The following is a 19,078-nucleotide window of genomic DNA, read 5'->3' on the forward strand; positions in this document are numbered from 1 at the left end:
CTCAGCGCGCGCAGGACGGCACAACCACTCGAACCGGTGAGGACTTTCCCTCCATCCGGGGCTCAGAGCAAGGTCAACTGCTCCTGGTCCACCGCGCGCGGACCGGGCACGTCCGCCGGCAGGCTGCCCTCGGGCCACACGCCGTCGTCGTCACCCGGCACGCCGACCGCGTCGCGACCACCTTTCACGTCCAGGCCGTGACGGCGCAGCAGTGGCTGGATGCGGTCGGCCAGCCACTTCCGGTAACGGGCGTCCACATAGGACCCGCGTGCGTAGAGCCGGCGGTACGTGGCGGCCAGGTCCGGCCGGGACGCCACCAGCCACCGCGCGAACCACTCGCGCGCACCGGGCCGCAAGTGCAGCGGCAGCACGGTCACGCCGCTCGCGCCCGCCGCGGCGATCTGGGCCAGCAGCCCGTCCAACTGCTCCTCCGAGTCGGTCAACCCGGGCAGCACGGGCGCGACGAACACCCCGCACGGCAACCCCGCGTCCCGCACCCGCCGCACCAGCTCCAGCCGCGCCTGCGGACTGGGTGTGCCGGGCTCCAGCCCCGACTGCAACTCCCGGTCCAGCAGCGCGATCGACACCCCCAGCCCCACCGGCACCGACTCCGACACCCGAGCCAGCAGCGGGATGTCCCGGGACAGCACGGTCCCCTTGGTGAGGATGGAGAACGGCGTCCCGGAGTCCGCCAACGCCTTCACGATCCCCGGCATCAACGCGTACCGGCCCTCGGCCCGCTGGTACGGGTCGGTGTTGGTGCCCATCGCCACGTGTTCGCGCCGCCACCGCTTGGACTTCAGCTGCGCCGTGAGCACCTCGACCGCGTTGACCTTCACCACGACCTGGCTGTCGAAGTCGTGCCCGGCGTCCAGGTCGAGGTAGGTGTGGGTGTTGCGGGCGAAGCAGTTGTGGCTGACCAGGCCGTTGGCCACGAAGTCGCCGGTGCCGGTGCTGATGTCGTACAGCGTCCGGTTCACCCCCAGCGCCTCGACCGACACGACACCCAGCCGCGGGGAGGTCGGCACCGGCATGCCCTCCACGGCGTTGCCGCGCGCGACCGCCGGCCCGACCAGGTGCAGGAACCGCAGCCGCTCGGCCAACCCGCCCGTGATGCGCACCCCGCGCACCTCGATCACGTGCGAGATCTTCAAGCGCATCAACGACACCACGGCCGCCTCGAACACCGCACTGTCCGAAGAGGACAGCACCAGCTCGCCACCGGTCGCCGTGCCGCGCGCGTCGAACAAGCCCGCCAGGAAGCCCTTGGACCACTCGTCGTCCGGCGTGGTCGGCCACTCGACCAGCTCGCCGTCGCGGGGCACCCGCCCGCCGGCGTACTCCTGCGCCCGCGCCAGCACGTCCGGGTCGGCGGGCAGCCCGCCGCGCACCACACCCCACAGGTAACCCCGCCGGTACTCCGCCGTGCGCGCGGGCGGGGTGGCGAACCGGCCGGTGCCGAGCAGCCGGGTGCCCTTGGTCAGGAACGGCCGCTCCTCGAAGTCGGCGCACCGGCCCGGGGTCACGTGCTTCCAGCCGTCGTCGGACAGGAACCGGTGGTCACCGCTGGCGACGACCTGGGTGCCGTCCTCCAGGGTCACGCGGTAGGCCGGTTTCACCGTCGTCCAGTGCGCCTGGACACGGGTTGTGACGAAACGACCCTGGCGCGTGCCGAACACCTCCTCGCCCAGCGCCAACTCGGCGATCGGCTTGGTGCGCCCGTCGGCGAGCAGGACCGGGGTGTCGCCGGACAGGCAGTAGGTGCAGCCGTGGGTGCAGCCCCGGTACGGGTTGACCGTCCAGGAGAACGGGAGCCGCCCGCCGGGCACCTTGTTGAGCACCGACTTCGCACGCACCTCGTGGAACACGACGTCGGCGAAGTCCGGAGTTCGTACGCTGCGAACCAGTCCCGGCAACCCCGGCAGGGCCTGCTGCCGGTCCGCCCCGTCCTTCTGACCGTCCCATCGCATACCCACATTCGAACACGTGTTCGAACGACCGTCAAACGGAGTACTGGTGTCGCTACTGGACGTCATCCTGGTGCCCTTCAACACCCCGGCCGTCACGGTCGCCGGGGTCTCGACGAGCTGGGGCGAAGTGGCGGGTTTCGTCACGGGCGCCCTGTGCGTGTGGCTCGTCGCCCGGCAGAACCCGTGGAACTGGCCGATCGGCATCCTCAACAACCTCGCCTTCCTCGTGCTGTTCGCGGCCGGCGGCCTCTACGCGGACTCGGGGCTCCAGGTCGTCTACATCGCTCTTGCGCTGTACGGGTGGTGGGCCTGGCTGCGCGGCGGCGCGGACCACTCGGCGCTGCCGGTCAGCCGCACCACCGCCGGCCAGTGGTGGGCGCTGCTGGCCGCCGGCGTGGCGGGGACGGTGTTGATCGCCTGGGTGCTCATGACGTTCACCACCTCGACGGTGCCGTGGGCGGACTCGGTCACGACGGTGCTGTCCCTGCTGGCCACCTGGGGCCAGACCCGCAAGAAGCTCGAGTGCTGGTGGCTGTGGATCGCGGCCGACGTGATCTATGTTCCGTTGTACGCCTACAAGGACCTCTGGCTCACCGCGATCCTGTACGTGGGGTTCATGGCGCTGTGCGTGCTGGGTTTGCGCAACTGGACGCGCGCGCTGCGCTCGGACGAGGCGGTCGCCGCGTGACCTTCGAGCACTCACTGGTCCTCGGCAAGTTCTACCCGCCCCACCGGGGTCACCACCACCTCATCCGCACGGCGGCTTCCCGCAGCGAGCGGGTGACCGTGGCGGTGCTCGCGTCCAGCGTCGAGTCGATCCCGGTGGAATCGCGGGTGGCGTGGCTGCGGGCGGAGCACGCGAGCGAGCCCGGGGTGGTCGTGCTGGGCGACCTGGACGACCACCCGATGGACTTCCACAGCGACACCGTGTGGGAGCTGCACATGGGCGTGGCGCGGGCGGTGCTGGCCCGGCGGGCGATCCTGGACGGGTCGCCCGCTTCGGCGGTGGTGGACGCCGTGTTCTCCAGCGAGGCGTACGGCGACGAGATGGCCAAGCGCCTGGGCGCGCGGCACGTGCCCGTGGACCCGGACCGGGTGGCGTTCCCGGTGTCCGGGACGGCGGTGCGGGCGTCCGTCGCCGACAACTGGGAGATGCTGGCCCCTGCCGTGCGGGCCGGGTTGTGCGCGCGGATCGTCGTCGTGGGCGCGGAGAGCACCGGCACGACTACGTTGTCCCGGGCGCTGGCCTCGGCGTTGGACGCGTCCTGGATCCCCGAGTACGGCCGGGAGCACACCGAGCACAAGCTGGCCGCTCTGCGGGCTTTCACGCCCGAGGCGTCGCTGGACGGTCTCGTGTGGACACTCGGCGACTTCCACGACGTGGCCGCGCGACAGCGGGAGCTGGCCGACGCGGCCGCGGTCGAGCGCCCGGTCCTGGTGTGCGACAACGACTCCTGGGCGGCTTCGGTGTGGGGCCACCGGTACCTGGGGCACCCGATCACCGTCGACGCCCGCCGCCCCGCCCTGTACGTCCTGACCGACCACGAGGGCGTGCCGTTCGAGCAGGACGGGTGGCGGGACGGCGAGCACCTCCGGGCGTGGATGACCGGGCTGTTCGAGGAGGGGCTGGCGGCGCGGGGCGTGCCGTGGGTGAAGGTGACCGGGTCGCCGGAGGCGCGGTTGGCGCAGGCCCTGGCGGCGGCCAGGACCGCTGTCGCCGACCAGTTCACCTTCGCCGACCCGCTCGGCTGAGCCTCAGATGGTGACCAGGACCTGGTCCAGCGACTTGCGGACCAGGTTCGGCACCACGCAGTCCTCGGCCGGGTAGCCGACCGGGATCACCGCGAACGCCTTCTCGTTGCGCGGCCGTCCCAGGACTTCGCCGAGGAACTTCATCGGCGACGGCGTGTGCGTGAGCGCGGCGAGGCCGGCCAGGTGCAGGGCGGTGAGCAGCATCCCGACCGCGATGCCCACCGACTCGTCCACGTAGTAGTGCTTCCGGCTCCGACCGTTCTCGTCGAGGTAGAACCGCTGCTGGAAGACGACGATCAACTCCGGCGCGTCGGTCAGGTGCGGCTTGACGTCGTCGGTGCCCAGGGGGCGCAGGGCGTCCAGCCACTCGTCGCCGAGGCGCCCGGCGTAGGAGATGCGCTCCTCGTTCTCGGCGGCTTCCCGGATCGCCTTGCGCACCTCGGGGTCCACCACGCGCACGAACGTCCAGGGCTGCTGGTGCGCGCCGCTGGGCGCGGTGGAGGCGACGGCGATCGCGTCGAGCACGACCTGCGTCGGCACGGGGTCGGGGGAGAACATCCGTACGGTCCGGCGCTCGTCCATGCGGCGGCGCAGGTCGGCGGCGGTCGCCAGGGACTGCTCGACCGGCATCCGGGCGGGCCGGTAGGGAACGGGGTCGAACGGGCGGCCGTGGATGGGAGTCCAGTTCGTCACGCCTGCGACTGTGGCACCGGGCTGGGGCTCGTTGAAGAGGAGAGCCCGAAATTCGAGGCAAAGTGTCCGCTTGCCGAACACCCGGCACCGCCGCTGCCACGACCGACCGCCGATCGGCGGGTGCGGCAGGATGTGAGCGTGCACGCCAAGGACCTCCTCGCAGCTCACGGCCACGGGCACGGCCGCCACGCCGAACCCGCCTCCGCGCCCGTCCGCAGACTGCTGCTGGTCCTGCTGCTGCCGCTGGTCCTGGCGACCGTCGTCGGCGCGCTGCTGCTCTACCCGTTCGGGCGCGAGCAGCCCACCGGCGCGGAGGTCGGCATCACGCAGATCCCCGTCCGCGGTGTGGTCACGCAGGTCACCAAGGGCGGGTGCGGGCCGGAGGGGGACCAGCCCGGGGCGAGCGGGTGCGCGCTGGTCGCCGTGAAGATGTCCGACGGGGCGGCGGCCGGGCGGGAGGTGCGCATCCCCGTGCCCGAGCAGCCGTCCTCGCCGACCTTCGCCGTCGGGGACGAGGTGGTGCTGGCGTTCGGCGGCGGCGACCCGACGTCCAACACGTCCTACCAACTCGCGGACTTCCAGCGCGGCACGCCGATGGCCCTGCTGGCGGTGCTGTTCGCCGCCGCGGTCCTGCTGCTGGGCCGGTGGCAGGGCCTGGCCGCGCTGGGCGCGCTGGCGTTGAGCTTCGTGGTGCTGGTGCTGTTCGTGCTGCCCGCGCTGCTGGCCGGCGAGAACCCGGTGCCGGTGGCCGTCGTCGGCGCCGGCTTGATCATGTTCATCGTCCTGTACCTGACCCACGGCATCTCGGCCCGGACGTCCACCGCCGTGCTCGGCACGCTGGTCAGCCTCGCGCTGATCGGCGTGCTCGGCGTGGCGTTCACGGCGTTCGGCAAGCTCACCGGCCTGGACCAGGACACCGCGAACCTGGTCGCCGTCCTAGGCCACGGCATCGACACCCGCGGCCTGCTGCTGGCGGGCACCATCATCGGCGCGCTGGGCGTGCTGGACGACGTGACCGTCACCCAGACCAGCGCCGTGTGGGAACTGCGCCGCGCCAACCCGGCGATGGGTTTCCGCGAGCTGTACGCGGCAGGCTCCCGGATCGGCCGCGACCACCTGTCCTCGGTGGTGAACACCCTGGTCATGGCCTACGCCGGCGCCGCACTCCCGCTCCTGCTGGCCTTCGCCCTGTCCGGCCGCAACCTGACCGAGATCCTGACCGCCCAGCAGGTCGCCCAAGAGGTCGTGCGGACCCTGGTGGGCAGCATCGGCCTGGTAGCCGCCGTCCCGATCACCACCGCCCTGGCCGCCTTCGTCGCCGGCCGCGAAGACCTCCCCGAACCCGAACCAGACCCCGAACCCGAACACGAACACGACGACGAGCTCGAGGAGGACTGGGACGAGGAACCCGAGGAGCCCCAACCCCCGTCCCGCTTCGAACGCGTCACCGGCGACCTGCGCACCGGCTACGACCCGTCCAAAGGCCCCTGGCGGCGCGTCTAGACCGCGTCCTGCAGTAGCACGCCATCTGCAGCACGCTCTTCGGCGAAGCCGGCGAGCAGCAGTCCGCCTTGCTGAGTGGGCAGTCCGCCGGAGGGGACACAACTCAACTTGGGCTTCTTGCTTTTGTCATCTCCGTATGGCCTGCCCGAAGGGCTACCACATTTTCCAGGGGTTGCAGCCGAAAGTTTTGCGAGGAACGAGCAAAAGTTTTAGCGGCAACCCCTGGAAAATGTGGTAGGCTCCGCCAGGCCATACGGAGATGACAAAAGCAAGAAGCCCCCGCCGTTGCAGTTGAGTCATCTTTGGTGGCCTGCCCGCCGGCGAGGCGCTTTTCGCTTTTAAGCGCTTTAAACCGGAACGCTTCGCTCTCAAGCCGAACGCGCTTCGCGCTTGGAACGCGCGAAGCGCTCGAAAGATGAAAAGCGGCGCTCGCCGCGCGGCAGGCCGCCAGCGGGGGGTGAAGGGCGTCGGTTCCCCCGCCGCATGGCCTGGCAAAGCCAACCACAGATTTCCCGGGGTGCCGCTAAAACTTTTTGCTCGTTCCTCGCAAAAACTTTCGGCTGCACCCCGGGAAATCTGTGGTAGCCCTTCGGGCAGGCCATACGGCGGGGGAACCGAGGCCCTCCACCTGTGGTGGTCACCACCGAAGACAGCGCGCTTCGCGCGCCGAAAAGCCAAAGCACGTGCTGCGCGCGGCTTGGTGGCGGGGCCTGCGCGAGGGCGACTTGCAGGACATTGCCTAGGTCGTTCAGGTCGCGCTGATGTCCAGCCTCCCGATCTTGTTCGCGGTCAGCAGGCCGAACCACACCGAGCCCGGCTCCGTCACGTTGACGTCGCACGGGTAGGACGCCGACGAGGGCGTGCTCCACATCCGGACCGCGTGCGTGGTCGGGTCGAACCGCGCCACCTGGTTGCCCAGGCCGAACGCCGCCGGGAAGCTGACCGAGAAGTAGATGTTGCCGTCACTGGCCTCCGCGATGGGCCCCGGCATCGGCAGCGGGTTGCCGACGCTGCCCACCAGCAGGCCGCCCAGCACGCTCGTGAGCAGCCCGTTCACGCCCAACAGCGGGTACTCGGTGATCACGCCCGTGGTCGGGTCGATGCGGGCGATCTTCATGCCCAGCGACTCGCCCACCCAGATCGTGCCGTCCCGCGCCGTGCGCACGCCCACCGGGAACGAGTTCGGCGTCGGCATCGTGTACTGCGTGAACACGTGGGTGTCCACGTCCAGCGTGGCCACCTTGTTCAGTTGCGGCAGGTCGAACACGACCGTGCGCCCCGGACCGGGCTTGATGATGCCGAACAGCGCGCCGACCTGGCCCAGGACCTCGCCGGGCACGCGGTACTTGCTCCACTCCCCCGTCACCGGGTCGTAGCGGCCGATCGAGTCCAGGCCGCCGAGGGTGAACCACAGGGCGCCGTCCGCGCCGCGCGCCAGGTCGTTGGCGAGGCCCACCCCGCTGTGCACGGGCAGGCCCAACGGCTCGGCGTTGAACGCGTTCGCCCACGGCAACGGGATCTCGGTCATGCTGCCGTCGTCGGTGTCCACGCGCAGCAGGCTGTTGCCGGTGACCTGCGGCATCCACAGGTCGCCCGCCAGGTCGAGGTCCATGCCGCCGGGCACGGACAACGGCATCGGCGTCGAGAAGTTCTCGAACCCGCCGGTGGCCGGGTCGAAGCGGGCGACCTGGCTGCTCAGGTACTGCTCCACCCACAGGTGACCGGTGTGGTCGAACTCGACCTCGCACACCCCGCCGACCGGGATGGACGACGGCACCGGCCCGTACTCGGTGATGGGTCCGGACGCTTGCGCAGTGCCCGGGACGGGGAGGAGGACCACGGCGAGGAGGACGGCTGACAAGCACCGCGACAGGGGCTGCATGGTCGGCTCCGAGGGGTCGGGGACCCGATGCTAGGTCCCCCACCACACCCCCGATGTCACACGATCGAGTGGATGTCAGCTCGCCAGGAACGCGAACAGCAGCGCGATCGCCGCCGGCACGGACTGGACGAACAGGATCCGCCGGCTCGACGTGGCCGCCCCGTACAGCCCGGCCACGATCACGCACAGCAGGAAGAACACGACGAACGCGTACCCCACCTCACCGCCCCTGATCAGCCCGAAGACCAACCCGGCGGCGAGGAAGCCGTTGTAGAGGCCCTGGTTGGCCGCCAGCACCTTCGTCTCGGCGGCGAACTCCTCCGTCGTCCCGAACGCGGCCCGCCCGCGCGGGGTCGTCCACAGGAACATCTCCAGCACCAGGATGTAGACGTGGATGGCCGCGACCAGCGCGGTGAACACGTTCGCGGCGATCTGCACGGCGGGTACCGTACCGGCATGCTGCGGACCGTGCTGAGCACGACCGCCCGGGTCGCGGGCGGACTGGTGGCCGGTGTGCTGGCGCTGCCGCGCATCGCCGACGCGCTGGACAAGCTGACCCCGCTCGCCGACGCGCTCCCCCAGGTCGCCGAGCTGCGCGGCACCCTCGACCGGCTGGAACAGCTCGCGACGTTCCTCGCCAACGAGCTGCCCGAGGCGCTGCACCAGATGGAGGCCGTCCACGCCCAGCTGGTCGAGCTGGAACCCAGGATCACCGCCCTCGCCGGCAACACGGGTCAGCTGGACGAGTCGATCCGCGTCCTGGCCGCCGCACTCGGACCGTTGCAGGGCACCACCGAACGCCTCGGCCGGCTGGTCGACCGGCTGCCCGACCGGCGGCGGCGCAACCAGGCGCTGCCGGGATAATCACCGCCGTGGGACGCACCCGGAAGGCCGACGAGACGATCACCAGGGAGGTCGACTCGGGCATCGCGGAACTCGTCCCCGACCACGACGTCCCCGACGCGTGGACCCTGCGCCTGAACGGCACGCCGCAGTCGCACGTGGACTTGGACGACCCGTGCCACCTCGAGTTCGAGTACGTGCGGCGGCTGGGCCACGTGGCCGACCTGCTCGCCCCGACCGGCGAGCCGGTCCGCGCCCTGCACCTGGGCGGCGGCGCCCTGACCCTGCCCCGCTACATCGCCGCGACCCGCCCGCGCTCGACGCAGCAGGTGGTGGAGGTCGACGGCGCCCTGATCGAGCTCGTGCGCGGCCTGCTCCCGCTGGACAAGTCGTGGCGCGTGAAGATCCGCCACGGCGACGCCCGAGCCGTGCTGGCCAAGGCCCCACCGGACACGTTCGACCTGGTCGTGACGGACGTCTTCGCCGGCGCCCGCACCCCCGCCCACCTCACGTCCGTCGAGTTCGTGGAGCTCGCGGCCCGCACCCTGCGCGGCGGCGGGGTCTACGCGTCCAACATCGGCGACGGCGGCAAGCTCGCCTTCGCCCGAGCCCAGGCGGCGACCGTCCGATCGGTGTTCCGCCACGTCTGCGTCCTGGCCGAACCCGCGGTCTTCCGAGGCCGCCGCTTCGGCAACTTCGTCATCCTCGGCTCACACCTGGAGCTGCCGGTCGCGGACCTGACCCGCCGCACGGCCGGCGACCCGTTCCCGGGCCGGGTGGAACACGACGACTCCCTGACCCGCTTCATCGGCGGCGCCCCGGTGACCACCGACGAGACCGCCACCCAGTCCCCTCCCCCACCCAAGGGCACGTGGGGCCTCCCCACCGACTGACCACACCCGCCTGAGCCGGCGCGGTCGGTGGGAGCTGGTTGACTGGCCGGGTGTTCGAAACCCCCGACGAGCTCAACCGCCTCCAAGTCCTGCTCGACACGTCCTTGGCCGACTCCAGCAGCCACCTCAGATCAATCATCCGGCCAGGTGAAAGCACGTTGGACGCCGAGCAGGTCGTCCAGGTCTGCCAAGGCATGTGCACCCTGGCCATCGCCACGGTCACCCGGCGCGGTGAGCCGCGCATCAGCGGCGCCGACGGGCACTTCCTGCACGGCCGCTGGGTCGTCGGCACCCACCGCCAGGCCGCCAAAGCCCGTCACCTCGCGGCGCGGCCCGGCATCAGCGCGACCTTCATGCGCGGCGAGCAGCTCGGCATCTTCACGCACGGACACGCCGTTCCGCTCAACCCCGAGGGGACGAGCAGCGACCCGACCTGGCCCGCGATCCGCGACTACCTCGTCAACCACTACGACGGCGACAGCGACGACCCGTTCTGGGACGAGAACATCTGGTACCGCATCGACCCCACCTGGATGGTCGCCTACAGCACCGACCCCGCCGGGTACAGCCGAGATCCTTCGTGAGGAACGAGCAGGAGATCAGTCCAGGGTGGAGACGAAGCGGGAGATGGCGTCCGGGTTGAGCTTCTGCGCCAGGCGACCCGAGGGGGCCAGCGACCCCAACTGGTAGAGCGGCCGGTCGGCGGCGGCCAACCCGCGGGCCTCCGCCCGCAGCTGCGCCACCAGCAGCTCGGAGAACACCAGCCCCGGGGCGTCACCCCGGCCCGCGAGCACGTCGGCCAGCTTGCGCAACGCCAGCACGCCCTGCTCCCGCCCACCGGTGCCGGCGTAGATGGCCAGGGCCAGGTTGATCGCCTTGCCGCCACCCCGCACGAACAGCCCGACCGTGCGGCTGCCGCGCATGTCGGTCACCAGCAGGTCCAACTGGTCCGCGGTGTGCAGGTCGACCGACCGGGTGCCGAAGGCGCGCACGGACAGGACGCGGCCGGTCAGCCACACCCGCCGCCGCGCCTCCGACCAGGCCAGCAGCAACAGCGGCAGCGCGAACACCGCCGCCGTCACCAGGCCGGCCGTGCGACCGGCGAGCAGACCCAGCAGACCACCGAACGCGGCGGCGACCATCACGGCGCCGATCGCCACCGTCCGGGCGCGCTTGCGCACCGCGGCCGGGTCCAGCAGGTCCAGCGGGATCCGCTCGTCGCTCACCGGTCCCACGCCTCCCACACCACGAAGTCCCTCACCGACCCGACGCCCCGGCGACCACCACGCCCGTCACCGGCCCAACGCCTCGCGCACCGCGATCACCACGTCCGCCAGCGGCACCTCGCGCTGGTCGCCCGACGCCAGCTCCTTGAGCTGCACGACCCCGGCCTCGATGTCCCGCTCGCCCAGGACCAGCGCGAACCGCGCCCCGGACCGGTCGGCGCCCTTCATGGCGCCCTTGAGCCCCTTGCCGCCGTACGCCAGGTCGAACCGCACCCCGGCACCGCGCAACGCCGCCGACAACGCCACCAGCCGCGACTTCGCCGCCTCGCCCAGCGGCACGCCGTACACGTCGCACCGGGCCACGTCACCCGGCTGCACGCCCTCGACCTGGCACGCCAGCAGTGACCGGTCCACGCCCAGGCCGAACCCGACCCCGGACAGCGGCTGGCCGCCCAACTGCTCCATGAGCCCGTCGTAGCGGCCACCGCCGCCGATCGCGGACTGCGCGCCGAGGCCGTCGTGCACGAACTCGAAGCACGTCTTGGTGTAGTAGTCCAGGCCGCGCACCATCCGCGGGTTCTCCACGAACTTCACGCCCAGGTCGTTCAGGTAGTCCTTGACCTGCTCGTAGTGCGCGCGCGAGGCGTCGGAGAGGTGGTCGCGCATCAGCGGCGCGTCCTCCACCATCGCCCGCACCTCGGGGCGCTTGTCGTCCAGCACCCGCAGCGGGTTGATCTGCGCACGCCTGCGGGTCTCGTCGTCCAGCGGCAGCTTCGCCAGGAACGCCTGGAGCAGCTCGCGGTACGCGGGTCGGTCCGACGAGTCGCCCAGGGACGTCAGCTCCAGGCGGTAGCCGGTCAGCCCCATCCGCCGGAACGCCTCGTCGGCGATGGCGATGACCTCGGCGTCCAGCGCCGGGTCGTCCACGCCGATCGCCTCGACGCCGACCTGGTGGAACTGCCGGTACCGGCCGGCCTGCGGCTGCTCGGCGCGGAAGAACTGGCCCGCGTAGGCGAGCTTGACCGGCAGCTGGCCCTTGTCCAGGCCGTGCTCGATGACCGCCCGCATCACGCCCGCGGTGCCCTCGGGGCGCAGCGTGATGGACCGGCCGCCGCGGTCGGTGAAGGTGTACATCTCCTTGGTCACCACGTCGGTCGACTCGCCGACGCCGCGCGCGAACAGCGCCGTGTCCTCGAAGACGGGCAGCTCGATGTAGCCGTAGCCGGCGCGGCGGGCGGAGTCCACCAGGGTGTCGCGGACTGCGGTGAAGGTCGCCGAGACCGGAGGGAAGTAGTCGGGCACGCCCTTGGGGGCGGAGAACGTCGTCACGGGTTTCACAGTCCTCGGTGCGGTGCGGCCGGCGCGTCGTCGCCCAGGTCCAGCAGGAACGGGTTGCCCACGCGCTCACGGCCAATGGTGGTCGTCGGGCCGTGGCCGGGCAGGACCACCGTGTCGTCGTGCAGCGTCAGCACCTTCGTGCGCAGTGACGCCAGCATGGCGCGGTGGTCGCCGCCCGGCAGGTCGGTGCGTCCGATGGAGCCGGCGAAGAGGGTGTCGCCGGACAGCACGAGCCGTCCGCCCTCCTCGGTGCCGGCGCGGAACATCACCGACCCGCCGGTATGGCCCGGTGTGTGGTCGACGGTCAGCCGCAGGCCCGCCAGGTCCAGCTCGGCCCCGTCGGACAGCTCGCGCACCTCGCGCGGTTCGCGCATCTCCAGGTTCCCGCCGAAGAACGCGCGCGACTCGGCGCTGATGCCCTTGAGCGGGTCGGACAGCAGGACCCGGTCGTCCGGGTGCACCCACGCCGGGATGTCGTTGCCGTCGCACACGGGGGCGACGGCGAAGCAGTGGTCGAAGTGGCCGTGCGTGAGCAGGGCGGCGACCGGCGTGAGGCGGTGTTCGCGCAGCGCCTGGGCCAGCGGTTCCTCGGCGTCCTGGCCGGGGTCGACCACGACGCACGGCCCGCCCGCCTCCGCGGCCAGCACGAAGCAGTTGGCCTGGAGGGCGCCGGTGGGGAACCCGATCACCAGCACGCGGACACTCCTCGACGGCTCTCGACGGCAACAGAACGGCAACGGATCGCTGTGGACAGCACCACCAGCCTATCCGGCACACACCAGCCATATACGTGCCCCCTAGACTGCACACCGATCGTCGCCGGTCGACGCGAGAACAGGGAGGTTGCAGGTGCCGACCAACGTGCAGCGCCGCGAGCAGGCCAAGCGGAAGCTGGAACGACAGCTCGCCCGCCGAGCGGAGCGCGCGAAGCGGCGCCGGATCATCTCGGTGGTGGTGACCGTCATCGCGGTCGTCGTGGTCGGCGGCGGCATCTACTGGCTGTCCACGGCCGACTTCGGCAAGTCGGACGACACGGCGGCCACCTCGACCACTCCCAAGCCGATCCAGATCCCGACCGAGGTCAAGGCCCTGCCCAAGCGCCCGACCCCGCTCGCCGACCCGGTGAACTGCGAGTACCGGGCGTCGAAGGAGCCGTCGTCCAAGGAGGGCACGAAGGCCCCCGAGGGCACCGGCGTCTCCGCCACCGGCACCCAGACGGCCACCATCAAGGCCAACATCGGCGACCTGAAGCTGACGCTGGACAAGTCGCTGGCGCCGTGCACGGTGAACAGCTTCGTCAGCCTGGCCAAGCAGGGCTACTTCAACGGCACCTCCTGCCACCGCATCGGCACCGAGGGCCTCCAGATGCTCCAGTGCGGCGACCCGACCGGCACCGGCCGCGGCGGCCCCGGCTACGCGTTCGACAACGAGACCTGGCCGGAGCTGACCTACGGCCGCGGCTACCTCGCGATGGCCAACGCGGGCATCGACCAGGAGACCCAGAAGGGCACGAACGGCAGCCAGTTCTTCATCGTCTACGGCGACGCCCAGCTGTCCCCGGACTACACGGTGTTCGGCAGCGTGGACGAGGCCGGCCTGAAGCTGATCGACGAGGTGGCCCGCGCCGGCCACGACGGCTCCTTCGACCCGTCCCCCGGCGGCGGCAAGCCGAACAAGGAAGTCAAGTTCGAGTCGGTGACCGTCGAGTAGACCAGACCAACACGAAGGGGCCGGCTCGCGCACTCGGGAGAGGAGTGCTCGAGCCGGCCCCTTCGTCTTCCCCGCCGGCCGTGAGGTGACCGGCAGTCGCGATGATCGCAGCGGCACCTGACGTTTCGCTGACGTGCTGCGGCGTGTCGTCGAGCAGGTGCTTTCCGTAGTCTTTCGTGCCATGCGCCGGGCCTTGTTGATCGCCACCGACACGTACGGCGACCCCACGTTCCGCGCGCTGCGGGCACCCCGCCGAGACGCCGAAGAACTGGAAGCGGTGCTGCGCGACGAGGCGATCGGCGGGTTCCGGACCGAGGTGCTGCTCAACCCGTCCGCCCAGCTGCTGCGCGAGCACGTGGACGGCCTGTTCACCGAGGCCCAGCACGACGACGTGGTCCTGCTGTACGTGTCGGGCCACGGCGTGAAGGACCGCTTCTCCGGGCACCTGCACTTCGCCACCACCGACACCCGCAACCACCTGCTCGCGTCGACGGCCGTCTCCGCGCAGTTCGTGCGCGAACGCATCGACCACAGCCTCGCCGCGCAGGTCGTGGTCTGGCTGGACTGCTGCTACGGCGGCGCGTTCCCGAGCGGGATGCTGCCGCGGTCGGCCGGGACCGTGGACGTCGTCGAGCAGTTGGACGAGGGCCGCGGCTGCGTGGTGATGACCGCGTCCACCCACATCCAGTACGCGTACGAGCCCGACAGCGGGCGGGTGGAGGACCGGGCCGAACCGTCGGTGTTCACCAAGGCGATCATCGAGGGCCTGCGCACGGGCGACGCGGACCTCGACGGCGACGGCGAGATCAGCGACCGGGACCTGTACGGGTACGTGTACGAGCGCGTGCGCCGCGAGAGCCCCGACCAGACGCCGACGCACAGCGGTGTCCTCAGCGGCGACCTGCGCATCGCCTACGCCGGCACCCCGTTACCCCGCGCTCTACCGGACGAATTACGCCGCCTGCTCCGCAGCTCCGACCCGGCGCTGCGCCTGGCCGGCGTACGCCTCCTGGGCACCCGTGCCGACGAGGGCGACCCGGTGGCCCGGACGACCCTGGAAGTGCTGGCCGCCGGCCCCCGCCCGGACCTCGCCGCAGCAGCCACCGAGGCCCTGACCTCGCGACGCCAACCCACACCAAGCCCGCAGCCCAAGCCCACCCCGGTCTCCCCACCGGCACCCGACCCCCCACCCATCGCCACACCGGAACCGCGCCCCACCCGGACCCGGGTCGTCCCGCGCACCCCGGAGCCGGTCCAGGTGACCCCACCGGAGGCCCCCGCACGTCCCAGGCCGCCGTTCACCGCCGCCGCCCTCGTCGGTCGCGCCGATCGGACCATCGAGTTCAGCCCCGACTCGGCGCTGCTCGCCAGTGGCTCCCACCTGTGGAACACCCGCGGTTGGCGTTCGAGGGACCCGCTCCCGCACCCCGGCCCCATGGCCTTCGCCCCGCACGGAACGCAGTTCGCCGTCGCGCGCGCGAACGAGATCACCATCGACGACGTGGTGCCCACCGGCCGCATCGAGAAGCTCACGAGCGCCGGCACCGTCGAGTCGCTGAGCTTCAACCACGACAGGACGCTTCTCGCCGCCACCACTCGGCCGAGCGGGATCGAGCTGTGGGAGGCGGGTCCCACCGGCTGGACCTCCCTGCTCAGTCCTCGCCTGAGCGCATCCACGAGGGCCTTCCGGTTCAGTGCCGGCGGCCCGTTCGCGGTCAGCGCCTCCACGGCCCACACCGTCGACTTGTGGGGCACCCGGCCGTGGCGACACCTGGGCTCGGCGCCCTTCGTCGCCGAGGTGGTCGCCGTGAACCGGGACGCAACGCAGGTCGCCGCCGCGGGCGGGGGACGGGTGGTGGTGTGGCGCACCTCGGACTGGAGCCGGCTGGTGGACCTCGGCTTCCGCACCCCGGGCCCGCTGGCGTTCGGTGCCGACCTGCGCGACCTGGCGGTCCAGACCTGGGACGGCCTCGAACTGTGGGACCTGACAGAGCGCCGGATGGTGCAACGCATCCCGACCGAGGTGGCGAGCGTCGCGCTCAGCCCGGACGGCAGGTTCCTCGCGGCCACCGAGCCCGGCGAGCCCGCGTTCCGGGACGTGTGGGTGTGGGCACGCGACCGCGACGACCTCACCGGGCTGCGCGAGGTCCACACGCTCCCACCACCACCGGCGCGACGCGCACACCTGGAGACCCTGCGACGCCGCGCCCGGTGGGTGTCCGGCGCGGTGGCGCTGGCGGGCGGTGCGGTGGTGCCGCCGGCGGGCGAGTGGGGCGGAACGGCCTTCGTCCTCGGGCTCGTGCTCGCCGCGGTGCTCTACCTGGCGTCGGTGACCGCCCTGAACCGGATCTGGAAGCCCTGATCAGGACGCCGACGTCACCCGGTACACGTCGTACACGCCCTCCACGCTGCGGACCGCCTTGAGCACGTGGCCCAGATGCTTCGGGTCGCCCATCTCGAAGGAGAAGCGGCTCACCGCCACCCGGTCCCGGGACGTCGTCACCGACGCCGACAGGATGTTGACCTTCTCGTCGGCCAGCACCTTCGTCACGTCCGACAGCAGGCGGTGCCGGTCCAGCGCCTCGACCTGGATCGCGACCAGGAACACCGAGGACGACGACGGCGCCCACTCCACGTCCAACAGCCGCTCGGGCGTCTTGAGCAGCTCGTCGGCGTTGGTGCAGTCCGTCCGGTGCACCGACACGCCACCGCCCCGGGTCACGAAGCCCAGGATGTCGTCACCGGGCACGGGCGTGCAGCAGCGGGCCAGTTTGACCCACACGTCGGCCGCGTCCTTGACGATGACGCCCGCGTCGCCGGTCACCCGCCGCCGGGCCACCGTGGACGGGGTGGAGCGCTCGGCCAGCTCGTCCTCGGCGTGCTCGACGCCACCCAGCTGCGCCACGAGCCGCTGCACCACGTGCCGGGCCGAGGTGTGGCCCTCGCCGACCGCCGCGTACAGCGCGGACACGTCCGGGTAGTGCAGTTCCTTGGACAGCGCGCCCATCGAGTCCGCCGACACCAGGCGCTGGAGCGGCAGGCCGACCCGCCGGACCTCCTTCGCGATGGCGTCCTTGCCGACCTCGATGGCCTCTTCCTTGCGCTCCTTCGCGAACCACTGCTTGATCTTGGCCTTGGCGCGCGGCGAGGCGGCGAAGGACAGCCAGTCCCGCGACGGACCCGCCCCTTCCGCCTTCGAGGTGAAGATCTCGACGACCTCGCCGTTCTCCAGCTTGCGCTCCAGCGCGACCAGCCGGCCGTTCACGCGCGCGCCGATGCAGCGGTGGCCCACCTCGGTGTGCACGGCGTAGGCGAAGTCGACCGGGGTCGAGCCGGTCGGCAGGGTGACCACGTCACCCTTGGGCGTGAAGACGAAGATCTCCCGCGCGGCCAGGTCAAAGCGCAGGGACTCCAGGAACTCGCCGGGGTCCGCCGCCTCGCGCTGCCAGTCGAGCAGTTGGCGCATCCACGCCATCTCGTCGACCTCGACGCCCTTGCCGCTGTGGGTGCCCCGGGTCTCCTTGTACCGCCAGTGCGCCGCGATGCCGTACTCGGCGGTGCGGTGCATGTCGTAGGTCCGGATCTGCACTTCCAGCGGCTTGCCGTCCGGGCCGATCACGGTCGTGTGCAGCGACTGGTACACGCCGAAGCGGGGCTGGGCGATGTAGTCCTTGAACCGGCCGGGCATGGGCTGCCACAACGCGTGCACCACGCCCATCGCGGCGTAGCAGTCGCGGACCTCGTCCACCTGGATGCGCACGCCGACCAGGTCGTGGATGTCGTCGAAGTCCCGGCCGCGCACGATCATCTTCTGGTGGATCGAGTAGTAGTGCTTGGGCCTGCCCTCGACCTTGGCGGTGATCCGGGCGGACTCCAGTTGCGTGGACAGCTCGTTGATCACGCCGCTGAGGTAGGTGTCCCGCGAGGGCGCGCGGTTGGCGACCAGGCGCACGATCTCGTCGTACTTCTTCGGCTGGAGGATGGCGAACGCGAGGTCCTCCAGCTCCCACTTCACCGTGGCCATGCCCAGCCGGTGGGCCAGCGGGGCGAGCACCTCGAGCGTCTCCCGCGCCTTGCGGGCCTGCTTCTCCGGCGGCAGGAACCGCATGGTGCGCATGTTGTGCAGCCGGTCGGCCAGCTTGATGACCAGCACGCGCGGGTCCTTGGCCATCGCGATGACCATCTTGCGGATGGTCTCGGCCTCGGCCGCCGCGCCGAGCTTGACCTTGTCCAGCTTGGTGACGCCGTCGACCAGCAGGGCGACCTCGTTGCCGAAGTCGTCGCGCAGCTGGTCCAGCGAGTAGTCGGTGTCCTCGACCGTGTCGTGCAGGAGGGCGGCGACCAGGGTCGTCGTGTCCATGCCCAGCTCGGCCAGGATGGTCGCCACGGCGAGCGGGTGGGTGATGTAGGGGTCGCCGGACTTGCGCCGCTGCGGCCGGTGCTTCTCCTCGGCCACGTCGTAGGCGTGCTGGAGGAGCGCGAGGTCCGCCTTGGGGTGCAGGTCCCGGTGCACAGCCGCAAGCGGCTCCAACACCTGCTTGACCGGCGCGGCCCGCTGCGCGGTGATGCGCCGGGCAAGGCGCGCGCGAACGCGCCTGGTGGCCGACGGAGGCCGTGCGGGCACGGGCTGCGTCGTCTGGGCGGGCTCGATGTCCTGGCTCAACCACGCTCCTCGGGTCTAGGAACCGAGGATAACTCCGCGCGGGGCCACGTTCCGGCGCCGACCCGGTGAGCGGCGAACTTCACACGACGAGTTGCAGCCCCCCATCAGCCCGACCTGTCGCCCGAACGCAACCGACACACCCCCGCCACCGCAGCGCGGGCACTCGGCGGAGCCGGCGAGCGGGCAGTCCTCCGGGGGGACACAACTCAACTTGGGCTTCTTGCTTTTGTCATCCCCGTATGGCCTGCCCGAAGGGCTACCACAGATTTCCCCGGGTGCAGCCGAAAGTTTTTGCGAGGAACGAGCAAAAAGTTTTAGCGGCACCCGGGGAAATCTGTGGTAGGCTCCGCCAGGCCATACGGAGATGACAAAAGCGAGAAGCCCCCGCCGTTGCAGTTGAGTCATCCTTGGCGGCCTGCCCGCCGGCGAGGCGCTTTTCGCTTTTCGCTTTTCAAGATCTTCAAGCAGAACGCTTCGCTCTCAAGCTGAACGCGCTGGCGCGCTCTCAAGATCAAAAGCGGCTGGGGAGACCACCGATGGGGGGGGTGAACGGCGTCGGTTCCCCCACCGTATGACCTGGCGGAGCCAACCACATTTTCCAGGGG

General features: G+C 71.2%; 16 protein-coding genes. 8 read left to right on the forward strand and 8 right to left on the reverse strand.

Annotated features, from left to right (window positions below; translation table 11 throughout):
* Nucleotides 1-62: 62 nt before the first annotated feature.
* Nucleotides 63-1,970 carry an intein-containing Rv2578c family radical SAM protein gene (locus tag DFJ66_RS10530; protein ID WP_211351064.1) on the reverse strand — a complete coding sequence of 636 codons (1,908 nt, stop codon included), beginning with the start codon at nt 1,968-1,970 and terminating at the stop codon, nt 63-65.
* A gap of 46 nt (nt 1,971-2,016) precedes the next feature.
* Here DFJ66_RS10530 and pnuC point away from each other — a divergent pair, with 46 nt between their 5' ends.
* Together pnuC and DFJ66_RS10540 are read left to right on the forward strand one after the other, a co-directional pair.
* On the forward strand, nt 2,017-2,658 hold the full coding sequence (pnuC, locus tag DFJ66_RS10535; protein WP_121220292.1) for a nicotinamide riboside transporter PnuC: 642 nt from the start codon (nt 2,017-2,019) through the stop codon (nt 2,656-2,658).
* A complete protein-coding gene (locus DFJ66_RS10540; protein WP_121220294.1) occupies nt 2,655-3,722 on the forward strand; it encodes an AAA family ATPase in 1,068 nt (355 codons plus the stop codon). Before pnuC ends, DFJ66_RS10540 begins: the two co-directional genes overlap by 4 nt.
* A 3-nt stretch (nt 3,723-3,725) precedes the next feature.
* Here DFJ66_RS10540 and DFJ66_RS10545 read toward each other — a convergent pair whose 3' ends face one another.
* Nucleotides 3,726-4,352, reverse strand: coding sequence for a nitroreductase family protein (locus tag DFJ66_RS10545; RefSeq protein ID WP_246030190.1), 627 nt, complete (start codon nt 4,350-4,352; stop codon nt 3,726-3,728).
* A 201-nt stretch (nt 4,353-4,553) separates the two neighbouring features.
* On the opposite strand from DFJ66_RS10545, the gene DFJ66_RS10550 reads away from it, so the two are divergent.
* A complete protein-coding gene (locus DFJ66_RS10550) occupies nt 4,554-5,918 on the forward strand; it encodes a YibE/F family protein (protein WP_170199262.1) in 1,365 nt (454 codons plus the stop codon).
* Nucleotides 5,919-6,666: 748 nt separating this feature from the next.
* Here DFJ66_RS10550 and DFJ66_RS10555 read toward each other — a convergent pair.
* On the reverse strand, nt 6,667-7,800 hold the full coding sequence (locus tag DFJ66_RS10555) for a Vgb family protein (protein ID WP_121220301.1): 1,134 nt from the start codon (nt 7,798-7,800) through the stop codon (nt 6,667-6,669).
* Between the two features lie 75 nt (nt 7,801-7,875).
* Nucleotides 7,876-8,238, reverse strand: a complete 363-nt coding sequence (locus tag DFJ66_RS10560; RefSeq protein WP_121220303.1) for a DUF1304 domain-containing protein — start codon at nt 8,236-8,238, stop codon at nt 7,876-7,878.
* An 18-nt stretch (nt 8,239-8,256) separates the two neighbouring features.
* Here DFJ66_RS10560 and DFJ66_RS10565 point away from each other — a divergent pair, with 18 nt between their 5' ends.
* From DFJ66_RS10565 to DFJ66_RS10575, 3 genes are read left to right on the forward strand one after another with little or no spacing between them, the layout of a single operon-like run.
* Nucleotides 8,257-8,664 carry a hypothetical protein gene (locus DFJ66_RS10565; protein ID WP_121220305.1) on the forward strand — a complete coding sequence of 136 codons (408 nt, stop codon included), beginning with the start codon at nt 8,257-8,259 and terminating at the stop codon, nt 8,662-8,664.
* Between the two features lie 8 nt (nt 8,665-8,672).
* Nucleotides 8,673-9,536 (forward strand): spermidine synthase, encoded by an 864-nt coding sequence (locus DFJ66_RS10570; protein ID WP_121220307.1) that lies wholly within the window; start codon nt 8,673-8,675, stop codon nt 9,534-9,536.
* Nucleotides 9,537-9,586: 50 nt separating this feature from the next.
* Nucleotides 9,587-10,120, forward strand: a complete 534-nt coding sequence (locus DFJ66_RS10575; protein WP_121220309.1) for a pyridoxamine 5'-phosphate oxidase family protein — start codon at nt 9,587-9,589, stop codon at nt 10,118-10,120.
* Between the two features lie 15 nt (nt 10,121-10,135).
* Here the strand turns inward: DFJ66_RS10575 and DFJ66_RS10580 are convergent, their stop codons facing one another.
* From DFJ66_RS10580 to DFJ66_RS10590, 3 genes are all read right to left on the reverse strand, one after another.
* On the reverse strand, nt 10,136-10,762 hold the full coding sequence (locus DFJ66_RS10580; RefSeq protein ID WP_121230978.1) for a hypothetical protein: 627 nt from the start codon (nt 10,760-10,762) through the stop codon (nt 10,136-10,138).
* Between the two features lie 66 nt (nt 10,763-10,828).
* Nucleotides 10,829-12,091, reverse strand: coding sequence for a histidine--tRNA ligase (gene hisS / locus DFJ66_RS10585; protein WP_211351066.1), 1,263 nt, complete (start codon nt 12,089-12,091; stop codon nt 10,829-10,831).
* A 5-nt stretch (nt 12,092-12,096) separates the two neighbouring features.
* Nucleotides 12,097-12,795 (reverse strand): MBL fold metallo-hydrolase, encoded by a 699-nt coding sequence (locus tag DFJ66_RS10590; protein WP_121220314.1) that lies wholly within the window; start codon nt 12,793-12,795, stop codon nt 12,097-12,099.
* Nucleotides 12,796-12,949: 154 nt separating this feature from the next.
* Here DFJ66_RS10590 and DFJ66_RS10595 point away from each other — a divergent pair, with 154 nt between their 5' ends.
* Both DFJ66_RS10595 and DFJ66_RS10600 read left to right on the forward strand, forming a co-directional pair.
* Nucleotides 12,950-13,810 carry a peptidylprolyl isomerase gene (locus DFJ66_RS10595; RefSeq protein ID WP_121220316.1) on the forward strand — a complete coding sequence of 287 codons (861 nt, stop codon included), beginning with the start codon at nt 12,950-12,952 and terminating at the stop codon, nt 13,808-13,810.
* Nucleotides 13,811-13,991: 181 nt separating this feature from the next.
* The gene (locus DFJ66_RS10600; protein ID WP_121220319.1) at nt 13,992-16,172 is read left to right on the forward strand and encodes a caspase, EACC1-associated type; all 2,181 of its coding nucleotides are present in this window, start codon (nt 13,992-13,994) and stop codon (nt 16,170-16,172) included.
* Here DFJ66_RS10600 and DFJ66_RS10605 read toward each other — a convergent pair whose 3' ends face one another.
* On the reverse strand, nt 16,173-18,473 hold the full coding sequence (locus DFJ66_RS10605; protein WP_121220321.1) for a RelA/SpoT family protein: 2,301 nt from the start codon (nt 18,471-18,473) through the stop codon (nt 16,173-16,175).
* Nucleotides 18,474-19,078: the final 605 nt, after the last annotated feature.

Origin of the sequence: Saccharothrix variisporea (genome assembly GCF_003634995.1) — a bacterium.
GTDB classification, from domain to species: Bacteria; Actinomycetota; Actinomycetes; order Mycobacteriales; family Pseudonocardiaceae; genus Actinosynnema; species Actinosynnema variisporeum.

Bases quoted from the DNA above. Each gene is read 5' to 3' on its own strand.
- DFJ66_RS10530 (WP_211351064.1), bottom strand. From the start codon at position 1,970: ATGCGATGGGACGGTCAGAAGGACGGGGCGGACCGGCAGCAGGCCCTG.
- DFJ66_RS10545 (WP_246030190.1), bottom strand. From the start codon at position 4,352: ATGCCGGTCGAGCAGTCCCTGGCGACCGCCGCCGACCTGCGCCGCCGC.
- DFJ66_RS10555 (WP_121220301.1), bottom strand. From the start codon at position 7,800: ATGCAGCCCCTGTCGCGGTGCTTGTCAGCCGTCCTCCTCGCCGTGGTC.
- DFJ66_RS10565 (WP_121220305.1), top strand. From the start codon at position 8,257: ATGCTGCGGACCGTGCTGAGCACGACCGCCCGGGTCGCGGGCGGACTG.
- DFJ66_RS10600 (WP_121220319.1), top strand. From the start codon at position 13,992: ATGCGCCGGGCCTTGTTGATCGCCACCGACACGTACGGCGACCCCACG.